The 15,200-nt window shown below is 66.4% G+C and carries 15 protein-coding genes; 10 read left to right on the top strand and 5 right to left on the bottom strand.

Annotated features, from left to right (window positions below; genetic code table 11):
• Positions 1-86: 86 nt before the first annotated feature.
• Genes LDB29_RS09705 through prsR form a run of 3 tightly spaced genes read left to right on the top strand, consistent with a single transcriptional unit; the run spans position 87 to position 4,905 of the window.
• Positions 87-1,475, top strand: a complete 1,389-nt coding sequence (locus LDB29_RS09705; protein WP_025549517.1) for a TIGR03013 family XrtA/PEP-CTERM system glycosyltransferase — start codon at positions 87-89, stop codon at positions 1,473-1,475.
• Positions 1,472-3,541, top strand: coding sequence for an XrtA/PEP-CTERM system histidine kinase PrsK (prsK, locus tag LDB29_RS09700; protein ID WP_025549516.1), 2,070 nt, complete (start codon positions 1,472-1,474; stop codon positions 3,539-3,541). Before LDB29_RS09705 ends, prsK begins: the two co-directional genes overlap by 4 nt.
• Positions 3,541-4,905, top strand: coding sequence for a PEP-CTERM-box response regulator transcription factor (gene prsR / locus LDB29_RS09695; protein WP_025549515.1), 1,365 nt, complete (start codon positions 3,541-3,543; stop codon positions 4,903-4,905). The genes prsK and prsR overlap by 1 nt, the downstream gene beginning before the upstream one ends.
• Before the next feature lie 290 nt (positions 4,906-5,195).
• Here the strand turns inward: prsR and LDB29_RS09690 are convergent, their stop codons facing one another.
• Positions 5,196-5,540, bottom strand: coding sequence for a GntR family transcriptional regulator (locus LDB29_RS09690; RefSeq protein WP_025552190.1), 345 nt, complete (start codon positions 5,538-5,540; stop codon positions 5,196-5,198).
• 72 nt (positions 5,541-5,612) lie between these two features.
• Entirely contained in the window at positions 5,613-6,191 is a 579-nt protein-coding gene (locus LDB29_RS09685) for a nitroreductase (RefSeq protein ID WP_025552188.1), read from the bottom strand.
• Positions 6,192-6,329: 138 nt separating this feature from the next.
• Between LDB29_RS09685 and LDB29_RS09680 the strand changes: the two genes are divergently transcribed.
• Positions 6,330-7,850, top strand: coding sequence for a peptide MFS transporter (locus LDB29_RS09680; protein ID WP_025552186.1), 1,521 nt, complete (start codon positions 6,330-6,332; stop codon positions 7,848-7,850).
• A 6-nt stretch (positions 7,851-7,856) separates the two neighbouring features.
• Here LDB29_RS09680 and LDB29_RS09675 read toward each other — a convergent pair whose 3' ends face one another.
• Positions 7,857-8,327 carry an SH3 domain-containing protein gene (locus LDB29_RS09675; protein ID WP_061935501.1) on the bottom strand — a complete coding sequence of 157 codons (471 nt, stop codon included), beginning with the start codon at positions 8,325-8,327 and terminating at the stop codon, positions 7,857-7,859.
• Between the two features lie 118 nt (positions 8,328-8,445).
• Between LDB29_RS09675 and LDB29_RS09670 the strand changes: the two genes are divergently transcribed.
• A complete protein-coding gene (locus LDB29_RS09670; protein WP_025552184.1) occupies positions 8,446-9,444 on the top strand; it encodes a D-glycerate dehydrogenase in 999 nt (332 codons plus the stop codon).
• A gap of 274 nt (positions 9,445-9,718) precedes the next feature.
• On the opposite strand, the gene copD is transcribed toward LDB29_RS09670, so the two are convergent.
• Both copD and copC read right to left on the bottom strand, forming a co-directional pair.
• Positions 9,719-10,567: a copper homeostasis membrane protein CopD gene (copD, locus tag LDB29_RS09665; RefSeq protein WP_025551835.1), complete on the bottom strand. Its 849-nt coding sequence runs from the start codon at positions 10,565-10,567 to the stop codon at positions 9,719-9,721.
• Between the two features lie 5 nt (positions 10,568-10,572).
• Positions 10,573-10,965, bottom strand: a complete 393-nt coding sequence (gene copC / locus LDB29_RS09660) for a copper homeostasis periplasmic binding protein CopC (RefSeq protein WP_025551834.1) — start codon at positions 10,963-10,965, stop codon at positions 10,573-10,575.
• A 202-nt stretch (positions 10,966-11,167) separates the two neighbouring features.
• Here copC and LDB29_RS09655 point away from each other — a divergent pair, with 202 nt between their 5' ends.
• From LDB29_RS09655 to LDB29_RS09635, 5 genes are read left to right on the top strand one after another with little or no spacing between them, the layout of a single operon-like run.
• Positions 11,168-11,446: a hypothetical protein gene (locus tag LDB29_RS09655; RefSeq protein WP_025551832.1), complete on the top strand. Its 279-nt coding sequence runs from the start codon at positions 11,168-11,170 to the stop codon at positions 11,444-11,446.
• A gap of 20 nt (positions 11,447-11,466) precedes the next feature.
• On the top strand, positions 11,467-11,922 hold the full coding sequence (locus LDB29_RS09650) for a periplasmic heavy metal sensor (RefSeq protein ID WP_025551831.1): 456 nt from the start codon (positions 11,467-11,469) through the stop codon (positions 11,920-11,922).
• Positions 11,919-12,500, top strand: a complete 582-nt coding sequence (locus LDB29_RS09645; RefSeq protein WP_025551829.1) for an RNA polymerase sigma factor — start codon at positions 11,919-11,921, stop codon at positions 12,498-12,500. The genes LDB29_RS09650 and LDB29_RS09645 overlap by 4 nt, the downstream gene beginning before the upstream one ends.
• A 30-nt stretch (positions 12,501-12,530) precedes the next feature.
• Positions 12,531-14,285, top strand: a complete 1,755-nt coding sequence (locus LDB29_RS09640) for a copper resistance system multicopper oxidase (RefSeq protein ID WP_037484133.1) — start codon at positions 12,531-12,533, stop codon at positions 14,283-14,285.
• A complete protein-coding gene (locus LDB29_RS09635; protein WP_025551825.1) occupies positions 14,282-15,196 on the top strand; it encodes a copper resistance protein B in 915 nt (304 codons plus the stop codon). The genes LDB29_RS09640 and LDB29_RS09635 overlap by 4 nt, the downstream gene beginning before the upstream one ends.
• Positions 15,197-15,200: the final 4 nt, after the last annotated feature.

The following is a 15,200-nucleotide window of genomic DNA, read 5'->3' as shown; positions in this document are numbered from 1 at the left end:
CCCCGACAGTGTCGGATTTCCTTACAGCGCCTGTAAGCTGATCCGGCTGTCACCTGCCCGCCGGGCGCAGCGGGAACGCGCGACGAATGATAAGATTGTTCAAACATTATGTGCCGCATGCGGTCCTGCTGCTCGGCCTTCTGGACTTCATGCTGCTGATGGCGGCGGCTGAAGGCGGGTGGATTCTGCGCGCCCGCCAGATCGGCATGGAGGTCGATCATGTGTCGACCCGCATCGCGCCGCTGCTCAGTTTCGGCCTGGCCATACAGACAGCGATGATCGCGGTCGGCGTCTATGGGCCGGAGGCGCTGCAATCGATCCGCTACGCGCTGGCGCGCCTGCTGGTCGCCATATCGCTGGGCGTGCTGTTCCTGTCGGTCATGCATTTCCTGCTGCCGGACATCACGCTCTGGCGGTCCAATTCGCTCTACGCCATGGGACTCGCCATTGCCCTGCTGCTGGCGATCCGCGTCCTTTTGGGATCGATGCTCGGCGGCGAGGCGTTCAAGCGGCGGCTGGTCGTGCTGGGCGCGGGCAATCGCGCCGACCGCATCCGGGAGATCGAGCAGCGCAAGGGATCTGGCTTCCTCGTCGTCGGCTACATCGCGATGAATGACGGCACGCAGGTGATCCCGGAAGCGATCAACCGCAGCGCCATCTACAATCTCGCCGATTTCGTCGTCCGCCTGGCCGCGAGCGAGGTGGTGCTGGCGCTGGAGGAACGGCGCAACGCCTTGCCGCTGAGCGACCTGCTGCGCATCAAGACCACCGGCGTCCATGTGAACGAAATCTCCACCTTCCTGGAGCGGGAAACCGGCCGCGTCGACCTGGACAGCGTCAATCCGAGCTGGCTGATCTTCTCCGACGGCTTTTCCGCCGGCCGCCGCCTGTCCAGCATCGCCAAGCGGCTGTTCGACGTCCTCGCCAGTTCGATCCTGCTGCTGCTGACCGGCCCCATCATCCTGCTCGCCGCGATCCTGGTGAAGCTCGACAGCAAGGGCCCCGCCTTCTACCGCCAGCAGCGCGTCGGCCTGTATGGCGAGGAATTCTGGATCGTGAAGCTGCGCACCATGCGGCAGGACGCGGAACTGTCCGGCCAGGCGGTCTGGGCGGAAAAGGACGATCCGCGCATCACCCGCCTTGGCTATTGGCTGCGCAAGCTGCGCATCGACGAACTGCCGCAGACATGGACGGTGCTGAAGGGCGAGATGAGCTTCGTCGGCCCGCGCCCCGAACGCCGCCAGTTCGTCGAGGATCTGGAACAGCATCTGCGCTATTATGCGGAGCGGCACATGGTGAAGCCCGGCATCACCGGCTGGGCGCAGATCAACTATCCCTATGGCGCGTCGATAGAGGATGCCCGGAACAAGCTGGAATATGATCTTTATTACGCCAAGAACTACACGCCTTTCCTCGATCTGCTGATCCTCATCCAGACGCTGCGCGTCATCCTCTGGCCGGAGGGGGCGCGGTGAGCGGCCTGCTGCAATTCGTCGGGGACTGGGGCCATGCGCTGGCCGCCGTGCTGTTCGCGGCGCTCGGCATTTTCGTCCTGCGCCGCCGGGAAGAAGCCGCCGAACAGCGCCTGCTGGCCGCCGCGCTGCTGCTGACCGCCTGCTGGTCGCTCTATGTCTCCTTCGGCGGGGTGGGCAAGCCGCTGACCGGCATCGGAGAAAATATCCGAAACGCGGCCTGGCTGCTGCTGCTGTTCGCGATGCTGCGGCGGAACGGCGCGGTGCGGGGAGAATCCCTGCTGGCGATCGGATCGGTCTATGCCGCCGTGGCGGGAATCATCCTGCTTCAGACCTTCACCGACCTCATCTGGCGGCAATTGCCGGAGCCTAGCGACCTGCACCGCGCGCTTCTTCACGCCTCGCTGGTGCTGCACCTGATGACCGCCATCGGCAGCCTGATGCTGGTCCATCATCTCTATATCAGTTGGCCGGTTCGGGAACGGGAGCGGGTGGCGCTGCTGCTGGGGGCGCTGGCGGCGATGTGGACATATGACCTCAATCTCTATGCCATCGCCACCTTCGCCATCGACCGGGCAAGCGATCTCTACGCGCTGCGCGGGCCGATGATGGCGCTGCTGGCCCCGGTGATCGCGGCGGGAATGCGCGCCGACATGGCCGGACGGCTGCAACTGTCCCGCACCCTGACATTCCAGTCGCTCTCCCTCGCGGCCATCGCGCTCTACATCGTGGTGCTGGCGGCGGCGGCGGTGCTGGTGGAACTGGTCGCCGGACCCTATGCCCGCGCGGTCGAGATCGGCTGCGTCTTCTTCCTGGCGGTAAGCGCGCTCGTGCTGCTGCCTTCCCGCCGGCTCCGCGCCTTCTGGAAGGTGCAGGTGGCCAAGCATTTCTTCCAGCACCGCTATGACTATCGCACCGAATGGATGCGTTTCGGCGACACCATAGGCCGCCCCGGCGACAATGCCCTGCCTTTGGGGGAGCGCGTGGCGAAGGCGGTGGCCGACATCACCGATTCTCCCGCCGCCCTGCTGATGCTGCGCGCGGACGACGGCGCGCTGGCGTTCGAAACGCATTGGAACTGGCAGGGGGACAGGCCGGACGGATCGGTCGTGCCCGCCCCGCTCGCCGCCCTCATCGAACAGAGCGGCTGGATCATCGACATCGACCGCCCGCCTTCCGGGGCCGGGGAAATCAGCGCGCCGGGCTGGATGAGCCTGGACCGCCGCGCCTGGGCGCTGGTGCCGCTGATCCATTTCGGCCGGCTGATCGGCGCGATCCTGCTTGCCCGCCCGCCGATCGACCGCCGGCTCGATTGGGAGGATTTCGACATGCTGCGCGCCGCCGGACGGCAGGCGGCCAGCTATCTGAGCGAGGCGCAGGGCCAGCAGGCGCTGGACGACGCCCAGCGTTTCGAGGAGTTCAACCGCCGCTTCGCCTTCATCATCCATGACGTCAAGAATCTGGTGAGCCAGCTTTCGCTGCTCGCCCGCAATGCGGAGCGGCACGCCGACAATCCGGATTTCCGCACCGACATGGTGCTGACGCTGAAGGAATCGGTGGGCAAGATGAACGACATGCTCGCGCGCCTGTCGCAGCATAACAAGGGCCGGGCGGAGGAACCCCGGCCCATGGCGCTGCGCGAAGTGGCGGAGCAGGTCGCGCGCACCCGCTCGCGCCAGCACGAAATAGGCGTGACCGGCGACGCGCCGCCCGTGCTGGCCGATCCCGCCAGGGTCGAGCAGATCGTCACCCACCTGCTCCAGAACGCCATCGACGCCAGCCGGCCGGACAGCCCCGTGGAATTGCGCTTGTCCGCCGATGATGCCTGCGCCCTGCTGGATGTCGTCGATCAGGGCCGGGGGATGACCGCGGAATTCATCCGCCGCGAATTGTTCAAGCCCTTCTCCTCCAGCAAGGCGGGGGGCTTTGGCATCGGCGCGTTCGAGGCGCGGGCGCTGGCCCAGGCGATGGGCGGGCGGATCGATGTGGAAAGCAAGCCCGGCGTGGGGAGCCGGTTCACGCTGCGCCTGCCTTTGGCGCAACAGGATCTTAGGGGGAAGGCCGCCTGATGAGCGACATGCGACCGAAACTGCTGATCGTCGAGGACGATCCGGGCCTGCAACGGCAATTGCGTTGGGCCTATGAGGAATATCAGCTCTTCATCGCGGGCGACCGGGAGGAAGCGATAGAGATGCTGCGCGAGCAGGCGCCCGATGTGGTGACGCTGGACCTGGGCCTGCCGCCCGATCCCGACGGCACCAGCGAAGGGTTCGCGACGCTGGCGGAAATGCTGCGGATCAAGCCGGACACGAAGGTCATCGTCGCGTCCGGCCATGGGGCGCGGGAAAGCGCGCTGCAGGCCATTTCCGGCGGCGCCTATGATTTCTACCAGAAGCCGGTCGACATCGATGAGCTGGGGCTGATCGTCCGCCGCGCCTTCCACGTCCATGCGCTGGAGCGGGAAAATGCCCGGCTGGCCGAAACCGCGCCGGAGGGCGGGCGCGTGCTGGGCCGGCTGATCACCGCCGCGCCGGAAATGATGAAGGTCGCCCGCACCATAGAACGGGTGGCGGCCGCGGACGTTTCCGTCCTGCTGCTAGGCGCAAGCGGCACCGGCAAGGAATTGCTGGCGCAGGGCCTGCACGATGCCAGCCCGCGCCGGGACGGGGCCTTCGTCGCGATCAACTGCGCGGCGATTCCCGAAACATTGCTGGAGGCCGAACTGTTCGGGCATGAGAAGGGCGCCTTCACCGGGGCGATCAAGACCACGCCCGGCAAGATCGAGCAGGCGCAGGGCGGCACGCTCTTCCTGGACGAACTGGGCGACATACCGCTGGCCTTGCAGGTGAAGCTGCTGCGCTTCCTGCAGGAGCGGGTGATCGAACGGATCGGCGGACGCCAGCCCATATCGGTCGACACGCGGATCGTCTGCGCCACGCATCAGGATCTGGAAGCCATGATCGCGGCAGGCACTTTCCGGGAGGACCTCTATTATCGCCTGGCGGAGATCGTCGTGCGCATTCCCGCTCTCCGGGAGCGGCCGGGCGATCCGGCGCTGCTGGCGCGGCATTTCCTCCACCGCTTCGCCAAGGAGATGAATCCGCAGGTCAAGGGGCTCGCGCCCGATGCGCTGGCGGCGCTCGACGCCTGGGGCTGGCCCGGCAATGTGCGAGAGCTGGAAAACCGCATGAAGCGCGCCGTCATCATGGCCGACGGCAAGCATGTGACCGCGGCCGATCTCGATCTGGACGGGGATCGCGCCGAAGGCGGTGATGTGGTGAACCTGAAGGCGGCGCGGGAAATGGCCGACCGCCGCGCGATCCGCCGGGCGATTGCGCGGACGGACGGGAATATCTCCGGCGCGGCGAAGATGCTGGGGATCAGCCGGCCGACGCTCTACGATCTGCTGAAGCAATATCGGATGCAGAATTGAAGGCCCCGATTGTACCAAAGCGCGCCGCGTCCATTGGAGTGCGGGGAAATGGCCAATCCAAGACATTCCCCTCCCGTAAACGGGAGGGGTTAGGGGTGGGCGCGAGCGTAGCGAGCTTCCAGCTTAGCCGTTGAAAATTCACGCTGATGTCGCGCCAGCCCACCCCCTAGCCCCCTCCCGCAGGCGGGAGGGGGAATGTCCGCAATCCACCCAAATCAGCCAGCCCGGCGGCTCACGAACTTATCACGTCACCCGCACCCTCTGCGCTCATGGAAAAACGCAGGGCAATCCTAGGCTCGTTGCAAATCCAGATCCGCCGCGCTGATTCCCAGCCTCCTGATCTGATCCGCCACAGGCGGCCATACGGTCTCCATGAAGCGCGCCCGTTCCATTTCCCGCAACCGCCGCGTCGCGCCGTCGGCGACGAACATGCCGACGCCGCGCTTCACCACGATCAGCCCATCGTCCTGAAAGCATTGATAGGCCTTCGCCACCGTCAGCGGATTGGCGCCCTGCTGCGCGGCCAGGGCGCGCACGGAAGGCAACATGTCCCCGTCGCGAAATTCCCCGTCCAGAATAGAAGCGGCGATGATCTCCCGAAGGCGGAGATAGACGGGTTTTGAGTCGTCGGCCATGGTGCATCAGTGCCATAATACAGCGTGGCAGGTCAAGCGACGCCCTTGCGCCATATCCGGTTGAGCGTGTAACTATCTGTCCCAGACAGAAACTATATTGTCATATTCTGGCCTAGGACGCTCTTCCTGTTCCCGTCCCGCAGTGCCGATGAAGATGAAGCCCGCGATCCGTTCCCCGGCTTTCGCAAAGGCCGCGCGCACATCCTCATTATAGCTGGGCCAGCCCGTCAGCCAGCCCGCCGCAAAGCCCAGCGCATGCGCTGCATGGAGCAGATTCATGATCGCCGCGCCCGCCGACAGTTCCTGTTCCCACACAGGGATCTTGCTACCCTCCACCGGCGCGGACAGCGCGACGACCAGCGTGGGCGCCTGATGCGCGAACTGGCGCATTGACTCCATCTCCAGCCGCCCGGCATCGGGCTTTTCGGCGCGATACGCCGTCTCGAGCAATGCCGCGAGAGCGTTCCGCTTCTCCAGCGGCACGATCACGAAGCGCCAGGGCGCCAGCTTACCATGATCGGGCGTGCGCTGCGCCACCTCCAATATCGTGCGGAGCTGGCCTTCGTCCGGTCCCGGCGCGATCAGGTCGCGGGGCTTGCCCGATCGGCGGGTCTGGAGAAGCGAGAGCGGAGAACTGCGGTCGTTGAACATGGCCGTCCAGATGGCCCGGCGGCGGACAGGACGCAAGGGCAGGGCCGCTCTTTGACAGACGAATAATTTCGGTTCTAGGCTGGCGGCGACAAGGGATGCGTTTCGCAGGGCCCGCAACAAGATAGGATAAGGGGCCGGATGGCGACCTCCATTTCAACGCCCGCCGGGGCAGGAGCGGGCAGGACCTGGCTCGGCCATCCGCGTGGGCTGTTCCTGCTGTTCTTCGTGGAGATGTGGGAACGATTCTCCTTCTACGGCATGCGTGCGCTGCTGATCTTCTACCTGACGCAGCATTTCCTCTTTTCCGATCGCGACGCCAGCTACGCCTATGGCGCCTATATGTCGCTGATCTACATCTCGCCGCTGATGGGCGGCTATCTGGCGGACCGCTATCTCGGCCAGCGCAAGGCCGTGCTGTTCGGCGGTGTCGTCATCGCCGCCGGGCACATCATTTTGGGCATGGAAAGCGACGATGCGGGGGCCATGGGCCTTGGCCTGTTCTGGCTCGGCCTGGCGACGGTGATCACGGGTACGGGCTTCCTCAAATCCAGCGTTTCGGCACTGGTGGGGCAGCTCTATCCGCGCGACGACATGCGACGCGACCCGGCCTATACGATCTTCTACATGGGTATCAACCTGGGTGCGACAATAGGCCCGGTCATCTGCGGCTATCTGGGCCAGACATGGGGCTGGCACTGGGGCTTCGGCGCGGCGTCGGTCGGCATGATCGCGGGCGTGATCGGCTTCATGCTGTGCAGGCCGCTGCTTCAGGGCAAGGGCGAGCCGCGCGATCCCGAACGCCTCAGGCAGCGTGTCGGCGGCATCCTCAGCCGCGAATGGCTGGTCTATCTTTCCAGCCTGGCGTTCATCGCGCTGTGCTGGTTCCTGATCCAGAATCATGTGATCGTCGGCTGGATGCTGGCCGCGGCAAGCGTCGCCGTCGTGCTGTACATCCTCTGGGAAGCGTTCGGCCGGATGGAGCGGATCGGCCGCGACCGGATGCTGGCGGCGCTGTTCCTGCTGGTCATCAATCCGCTCTTCTGGGGCCTGTACGAACAGACGGGATCGTCGCTCAGCCTTTTCACGGATCGCTATACGGACCGGAACATCTGGGGCTTCAACGTGCCCGCCTCGATGTTCCAGTCCGTCAACGCCGCCTATATATTGATGTTCGGACCGGTGATGGCGGGCTTGTGGATCTGGCTGGCGGAGCGGGGTTGGGAACCCTCCACTCCTGCCAAGTTCGGCATTGCGCTGGCGCTGGTGGGCGCGGGCTTCCTGATCCTGGTGGCGGGAACCGGCGCGCCCGGCACGCTGACGCCGGTGCTGTTCATCTTCCTGCTCTATCTTTGCCACACGCTGGGCGAACTCTGCCTGTCCCCTGTCGGCCTGTCCGCCATGTCGAAACTGGCGCCGTCGCGGATGATCGGCCTGATGATGGGCATCTGGTTCCTGGCCATGGCGCTGGGCGAATATGCCGCCGGGCTGATTGCGGCGGCGACGGGCGGAGAGGGCGGCGCGGCCTCCCGCGGCGATGTGCTGGCGGTCTATGGCAGGATCGGCTGGTGGTCGGTCGGTGCGGGGCTGGTCGTCATGGCGCTGGCGCCCCTGGTGAAGCGGCTGATGCACGCCGACCGGTTCGACGAAGAGGGCGAATGAGCGGCGCTACCCCGTCGCGCCCCATATGTCGCTGGCGCGGATGAAGCCCTTCTGCCCCCCTACGTCGAAGGCGCACCAGCCCTTGCCGCAGGAGGAAAGCCGCCCCACCACGCCCTTCTGCGCGCGGAACAGGGCGCGGGCGTCCTCGCTGGGGGAATCGCGCATCGGAGCGATGTCCGCCGTGACGATGGCGGTGGGGGTGTCGCTCAGCAGGCGGACATGCATCCACCCCTGCGTGCCGGTCGAATCCTCCACCTTGCGCCACAGGCCCAGCACCTGCACCACCTTCACCGGCAGGTCGCGGCGGCGATAGACCCAGTTGGACGGGTAATCCAGGCTGGGGCCCACGCGCATGCGCGCCTCGGCCTGGGTCAGCGACGCCCAATAGGGCACCGGCTTCGCAGGCGCGGCCCATGCCCCGCCCGCCCAGCACAGCGCCGCGACCATGCCCGCGCCCAGATAGCCCTTCATGCCCATATCGTCCCCATTGCCTGACTGCCGGACCATAGCCGCTCGCGGCCATGACCGACAACCGCTCTCTTGCGGATATGGATAAGCGCTTGACCATCGTCCTCACGGGGAATAGCGGCCAGACATGGCCAAGAAACCGCGCCCCGCCACGCCGCGCGTCATCGTTACGCGCCGCCTGCCTCCCAATGTCGAGGCGCGCATGGCCGATCTGTTCGATACGGTCTTCAACATCGGTGACGTGCCGATGGATCGCGCCGCGCTGACCCGCGCCATGGCGCAATGCGACGTGCTGGTGCCGTCCGTCACCGACCAGATCGACGCCGCGCTGATCGAGGCCGCGCCGGAGAGGCTGCAACTCATCGCCAGCTTCGGCAGCGGCGTCGATCATATCGACCTCAATGCCGCGCGGCAGAAGGGGATCATCGTCACCAACACGCCCGGCGTGCTGACCGAAGACACCGCCGACATGACGATGGCGTTGATCCTGTCGGTGCCGCGCCGCCTGGCGGAGGGGGAGAAGCTGGTGCGCTCTGGCGCGTGGACCGGCTGGAGCCCGTCGGGCATGCTGGGGCACCGCATCGGCGGCAAGAAGCTGGGCATCATCGGCATGGGCCGCATCGGCCGTGCGGTCGCGCGCCGCGCGGCAGCCTTCGGTCTTTCCATCGCCTATCACAACCGCCACCGCCTTCCCTTCGAAGTGGAGCAGGAATTGCAGGCGCACTGGCATGGCGATCTGGAGTCTCTGCTGGCGGGCAGCGACATCGTGTCGATCCACTGCCCGCTCAACGCCGACAGCCGCGGGATGATCGACGCCCGGCGGATCGCGCTGATGCGGTCCGACGCCTATCTGATCAACACCTCGCGAGCCGAGATCACGGATGAACCGGCCTTGATCGGGGCGCTTGCGGAAGGACGGATCGCAGGGGCTGGGCTGGACGTCTACACGCATGAACCGGCGGTCGACACCCGGTTGCTGGACCTCTCCAATGTGGTGCTGCTGCCGCATATGGGGTCCGCGACAATCGAGGGGCGCGACGCCACCGGGGCACGGGTGATCGCCAATATCCGCAGTTGGGTCGACGGCCACCGGCCGCCCAATCAGGTGCTGGAAGGTTGGGTCTGAAGCAACCGCCGGTGCGATGGGGAGATGGGTGGTAATCTGACGCCCACTTATCCCTGTCCCTTGAGGGAGAAGGCTGCGCAGACTTGGCAGCTTGCTGCCTAGTCGTAGCTGGGTGAGGGGGGTGCGATCCAACGGATCGCGCGGACCGCAGGCCCGCTTCCCTCCTCTAAATCAGCCCAGGCTCCTTCGTCGCCAAGGCTTCCCATCCTCCTCCCTCAAGGAGAAGGAAGGTCTTGAAATCGCCAATCCCAATCCTCCCCTCATCACCCACATTTCAAGCCAGTGGATCCAGGGTCCCAAGCGCCGCGACCAGTCCCAGTATGAGGACCGCCAGGCTGGTTTCCGCCAGCAGCGACAGGCGCAGATGGGCAACGCCTCCGTTCCTCTCCAGCATCGGCGTCAACCACCAGCGATTGGCGGCGGCGAGCAGCAGCATGCCGGCGAACAGCGCCAGCTTGGTGAGAAGCAGCCAGCCATAAAGGCCATGCAGAAGCGCGGGCAGTTGGGCTATACCGACGATCATCACTGCGTTGAATGCGCCGGTCAGGATCAGCGTCGCGACGAAGATCGTGCCGAACAGGGAGAAACGCTCCAGCATATGGGCGGTTCGTCCGCTCTCCCTTCCCGACAGCACGGCGTGCAGCAAGGCCAGCAGCGCACCGAACCATCCGGCGGCGGCCAGCACATGCAGCGCGTCCGCGATGCGGTGGGCGCTGCCGGCAAGGCCTTCGCTGGCGGCGGCATGGCCCGACCAGGCCAGGGTCGCGGCGGCGATGGCGGCGGGCAGGGCCAGGGCGGCGTTCCATCCGGCGCCCTGCCGGAGCAGCAGCGGCAGGATCGACAGCAGCGCGACGGCCCGCACCGCCAGCACCATGCCAAGCGGCGTTTCCTTGAGCAATATCCCGACGACGCCCCAGTCGGGGGGCAGGAACGGGGTTCCCGCCATGGCCGCCGCGCTGGCGAGCAGCCACAGGGCGGAGAGCGCAAGCCCGGCCACCGCCAGCGCGCCGATCGCCCCGCGCGGCGCGCTTCCGCCCATGCTCCACCAGAACAGTGGCAGGCCGGCGAGCGCTGCAAGATCGGCGTACAGGGCGAAACGGGCAGTGACGAGAAGCCAGTCCATCGACCTTATTTGACCGAGAAGCTGTATTTGCCCGCGATCTTGTGCTGGTCGGCGCCGACAATGTGCCAGTTGAGGTCGTAGCTGCCGGCCGGCAGCGCCCGGGGCAGGGTGACGATCATGGTCTTCCCGTCCCCGTCGACCGCTGTCTTGAAGCCCTTGATCGGCATCGGCGCATGATCGGCCATGCCCGGCATGCCGGTCATGATGAGGTCCACGCCGCTCAAGGGCGCGAGCAGCTTTTCGGAAAAGCTGAGCGTCAGCCGGGTGGGTTTGGAGACGGTGGCGTCCGCCGCCGGGCTGGAGGAAAGCAGCTTCGGATGCGCCAGCGCTGCGGAGGGGAGGGCGGCAAGGCCGAAGGCGGCGGCCAGCATGGCGGGGGTGAACAGGTTGCGACGCATGATGATAGGCTCCCGATAGATTGCGGTTACGGACCATTACGCATTGCGCTTTCCGACCCCTCGACCGGAGCGCAGGAATTTTTGCATGAGGGGTCGGTAAGCGCCCTGCGTATTGCAGGCGACAGGACATGGTTGTTTGTGGTGATTTCCGGCGTGGCGGATGATGCCCGCCGGCTTGAAGCCGCTATGTGGAGTGAAAGTGATGAGCGACCTCGATCAGCTATTGGGCCAGGTGGCCGCCCAGATGCGGAACACCCCCGCCGATCCGCGTCTGGAAAGGCTGGAGGACGCCGTGATGGCAGGCGTCGTCTCGCGCCGCGAACGGGCCGTGGCGCGGCGCAGCCTCGCGCTGGCGGGGATCGTCGCGGTCGGCATCGGGTGGATCGGCAGCGTGGTGCCCGGCAGCCCGGCGCAGGCGGCGTCCCGGCCCGCCATCATCGGCATGTCGGATTACGCACCCTCCCGCCTGCTGGGGCAGTGAGTCATGCAGGGGGCAAGGGCATGAGGGGAACCGCACGCTATGGGCTGGTCGCGCTGGTCGCCTTTGCAGCGGCGCTGGCGGCGGTGCTGGTGGCGCGGGCCTGGATCGCGCCGGAACCGCGCGTCGAAAGCGAGGTTCATGCCCTGATCCACCAGAAGCTGGAACTGGATGCGGCGCAGGAACGGCGCATTCACGCGCTGGAGGCGGATTTCGCGAGGCGGCGCGAGGCCATGGAGGCGGAGATGCGCGCCGACAATGCGCGACTGGCGCAGGCGATCGCGGCGGAGCATGGCTATGGCCCGAAAGTGGCCGAGGCCGTCGACCGGTCGCATCACGTCATGGGCATGCTTCAGAAGGAGACGCTGAAGCATATCTTCGCGATGCGCGCCGTGCTGCGGCCGGATCAGGCGGCGCAGTTCGACGCCGCCATCGTCAAGGCGCTGACCCGGCCAGCCCCCGTCCCGCCGGAGCGGTGAGCCCGTCGCTCACCGAACGCGGCGATGCAGAGCTGGCCGCGCTGGCGCTCGCCGGGCAGCAGAGCGCCTATGGCGAGCTGATGCGCCGCCATCGCGACGCCGTGTTCCGTCTGGCGCGGGGACATGCGGGCGATGCGACGGAGGCGCTCGACATCACGCAGGAGACGTTCATCTCCGCCTTCGCCGCGCTTGGCCGCTATGATGGCGCGCGGCCCTTCCGGCTGTGGATCGCGCGGATCGCGGTGAATAAATGCCGTGACTGGGCGCGGCGGCGGGCGGTGCGGCGCTTCTTCACCTTCGCCCGGCCGATAGAGGAAGCAGGCGCCGTGGCGGACGGCATGCCGACGCCGGAGGAGGCTGTCCAGTCCCGGGCGGAGCTGGCGCATATCCATGCAGCCATCGCCGCATTGCCCGGCAATCTCAAGGACGTGCTGGTTCTGCGCGCCATCGAGGGAATGAGCCAGGCGGAGGCGGCGCAGATATTGGGCATCAGCGAGAAAGCCGTCGAAACACGCCTCTACAGGGCGCGCAACAAATTGGCTGAAGGATTGAGGGATGGGGCGACGGGCCGCGTATAGGGGGAAACCGTCCTTATTGCAGAGCTGTCCATGCCCTTCACCCTTCCCGATGTCGATCGCCGCACCCTCGTCCGCAATCTTGCCGGACTGGGCGGCGCGCTGGCGCTGAGCCGGGTTTTCCCCGCCTGGGCGCGAAGCGGAACGGCCGGCCTGACGCCGGCCCCGGAAGTGCTGAGCGGCGAGGCCATCGCCCTGACCGTGGCGGAAGGGCATTTTTCGACCGGCGGGCGTTCGGCGCACGCGGTGATGATCAACGGCACGCTGCCCGCGCCGCTCATCCGCCTCAAGGAAGGGCAGAATGTCCGCCTGTCCGTCACCAACCGGCTGCGGGAGGATACGTCGATCCACTGGCACGGCCTGATCGTGCCCTTCCAGATGGACGGGGTGCCGGGGGTCAGCTTTCCCGGCATCCGCCCCGGCGAGACCTTCACCTATGAATTCCCCATCCGGCAGTCCGGCACCTACTGGTATCACAGCCATTCCGGCATGCAGGAGGCCGTCGGCCATTATGGGCCGATCGTGATCGATCCGGCGGGAACCGATCCGGTGGAAGCCACGCGCGAGCATGTCGTCATCCTGTCCGACTGGAGCCCGGTCCACCCGCACGTCCTGCTGAAGCGCCTCAAACAGATGGGCGGCTATTTCAACATGCAGAAGCAGACCTTGGCGGGGCTGCTGGCCGGGAAGGACCAGAACGCGAAGGAGCGCATGGAATGGGGCGCAATGCGGATGGACCCGACCGACATATCCGACATCACCGGATCGACCTACAGCTTTCTGGTGAACGGCCATGGCACGGCGGAGAACTGGACCGGCCTCTTCACGCCGGGCGAGCGGGTGCGGCTGCGCATCATCAATGCGGCGGCCATGACCAACTTCAACCTGCGGCTGCCGGGCCTGCCGATGACCGTGGTGCAGTGCGACGGCCAGTATGTGCAGCCGGTCGAGACCGACGAGTTCCAGATTGGCATCGCGGAAACCTATGATGTGGTGGTGCAGCCCGGGGAAGCGAAGCCCTACGCCCTGATCGCGGAAGCGATAGACCGATCGGGCCTCGTTCGGGCGACCCTGGCGCCGCGCATGGGCCTTGCGGCGGAGGTGCCGCCGCTGCGCGCCCGACCGCTGCTCGGCATGAAGGACATGGGCATGGACATGTCCGGAATGGACATGGGGCAGGGCGGAGTCATCGATCTCAGCCAGCCCGCCAATGAAGGCATGGCCGGCCATTCGATGAAGATGCGCGACAGGTCGGTGGCGCCGCAGGTGAAGATGGGACCGGGCGTCGCGACGCTCTCGCCCATGCCGGCCGACAGGACCGCCGACCGCCCGACGGGGCTGGAGACCGTCGACCATCGCGTGCTGACCTATGCCGATCTCAAATCGCTGACGCCCCATGCGGACAGGCGTCCGCCGACCCGGACGCTCGACATCCACCTGACCGCGAACATGGAGCGCTATATGTGGTCCTTCGACGGGGTGAAGCTGTCGGATGGGGCGGACCCCATTCCCTTCCGCCATGGGGAGCGGGTGCGCGTCAACCTGATCAACGACACGATGATGCCGCACCCGATCCATCTTCATGGCCATTTCTTCGAACTGGTGACCGGTGCGGGCGACCATAATCCGCTCAAGCACACGGTGAACGTGCTGCCGGGGGGAAAGGTGAGTTTCGACCTTACCGCCGACGCGCTGGGCGATTGGGCCTTCCACTGCCATATGCTGATGCACATGCACACGGGGATGATGCGCGTCGTGACCGTGCGGCACGCGGGGGACGCGGCATGAAGGCGCCGGTTTGCCTGGCCGCGCTGCTGCTCGCTTCCGCCGCCTTGCCGGTCTGGGCGCAGGATCATGGCGGGATGGACCACGGCGCCATGCAGCAGGACGATCATTCCGACCATCCGCCTGCCGGGGACGCCCATGCCGGTCACGGCCAGCCCGCGCCCGATGACGGCGTGCCCAAGGGGGTGGCCCCTCCCATGCCGTCCGATCATGCCTCGGAAGCCTTTTACAACCCCGCCGAAATGGCGCGCGCCCGTGCCGCCATGCTCAAGGAAAGCGGCGGCATGACCTTCTCCCGGCTGATGCTCGACCGGCTCGAATATCGCATGGGCAGGGGCGCCGACGGCTATCATTGGGAAGGGGAGGGCTGGATAGGCGGCGACATCGACCGTTTCGCCTTCAAGACCGAAGGAGAGGGCGAATTCGGCGGCCCGCTGGAAAGCGCGGAGGTGCAGGCGCTTTACAGCCACTCCATCGATCCCTGGTTCAACCTGGAAGCCGGCGTCCGCCACGACATTCGCCCCGATCCGCAGCGGACCTATGCGGTGGTGGGGATAGAGGGCCTCGCCCCCTATTGGTTCGAGGTCGGCGCGCAGGCCTTTCTGTCCGATAAGGGCGACGCGCATCTGCGGCTGGAGGGCAGCTACGACCAACGCATTACCCAGCGCCTGATCCTGCAACCGGCGGCGGAGATCAACCTCGCGGCGCAGGACGTGCCGGAACTGGGCATCGGTTCGGGTCTTTCCGACATCGAGTTGGGATTGCGCCTGCGCTATGAATTCGCGCGTGAATTCGCGCCCTATGTCGGGGTCAACTGGGAACGCAAGCTGGGCGACACCGCCCGCTTCACCCGGCGGGATGGAGAGCGGGCTGCAACGACGAGCCTGGTGATGGGCGTGCGCTTCTGGTTCTGATCGC

The organism is Sphingobium sp. CFD-2, from assembly GCF_024611135.1.
Classification (GTDB): Bacteria; Pseudomonadota; Alphaproteobacteria; order Sphingomonadales; family Sphingomonadaceae; genus Sphingobium; species Sphingobium fuliginis.
Note: the sequence above shows the minus strand (reverse complement) of the source record. Positions and strands in the feature narration are given on the sequence as shown.

Excerpts from the sequence above, each read along its gene's own strand:
- LDB29_RS09640 (WP_037484133.1), top strand. The coding sequence starts at position 12,531 with ATGCCCTTCACCCTTCCCGATGTCGATCGCCGCACCCTCGTCCGCAAT.
- prsR (WP_025549515.1), top strand. The coding sequence starts at position 3,541 with ATGAGCGACATGCGACCGAAACTGCTGATCGTCGAGGACGATCCGGGC.
- LDB29_RS09635 (WP_025551825.1), top strand. The coding sequence starts at position 14,282 with ATGAAGGCGCCGGTTTGCCTGGCCGCGCTGCTGCTCGCTTCCGCCGCC.
- copC (WP_025551834.1), bottom strand. The coding sequence starts at position 10,965 with ATGCGTCGCAACCTGTTCACCCCCGCCATGCTGGCCGCCGCCTTCGGC.
- LDB29_RS09655 (WP_025551832.1), top strand. The coding sequence starts at position 11,168 with ATGAGCGACCTCGATCAGCTATTGGGCCAGGTGGCCGCCCAGATGCGG.
- LDB29_RS09680 (WP_025552186.1), top strand. The coding sequence starts at position 6,330 with ATGGCGACCTCCATTTCAACGCCCGCCGGGGCAGGAGCGGGCAGGACC.
- LDB29_RS09690 (WP_025552190.1), bottom strand. The coding sequence starts at position 5,540 with ATGGCCGACGACTCAAAACCCGTCTATCTCCGCCTTCGGGAGATCATC.
- LDB29_RS09675 (WP_061935501.1), bottom strand. The coding sequence starts at position 8,327 with ATGGGCATGAAGGGCTATCTGGGCGCGGGCATGGTCGCGGCGCTGTGC.
- LDB29_RS09670 (WP_025552184.1), top strand. The coding sequence starts at position 8,446 with ATGGCCAAGAAACCGCGCCCCGCCACGCCGCGCGTCATCGTTACGCGC.
- copD (WP_025551835.1), bottom strand. The coding sequence starts at position 10,567 with ATGGACTGGCTTCTCGTCACTGCCCGTTTCGCCCTGTACGCCGATCTT.
- LDB29_RS09650 (WP_025551831.1), top strand. The coding sequence starts at position 11,467 with ATGAGGGGAACCGCACGCTATGGGCTGGTCGCGCTGGTCGCCTTTGCA.
- LDB29_RS09685 (WP_025552188.1), bottom strand. The coding sequence starts at position 6,191 with ATGTTCAACGACCGCAGTTCTCCGCTCTCGCTTCTCCAGACCCGCCGA.
- LDB29_RS09705 (WP_025549517.1), top strand. The coding sequence starts at position 87 with ATGATAAGATTGTTCAAACATTATGTGCCGCATGCGGTCCTGCTGCTC.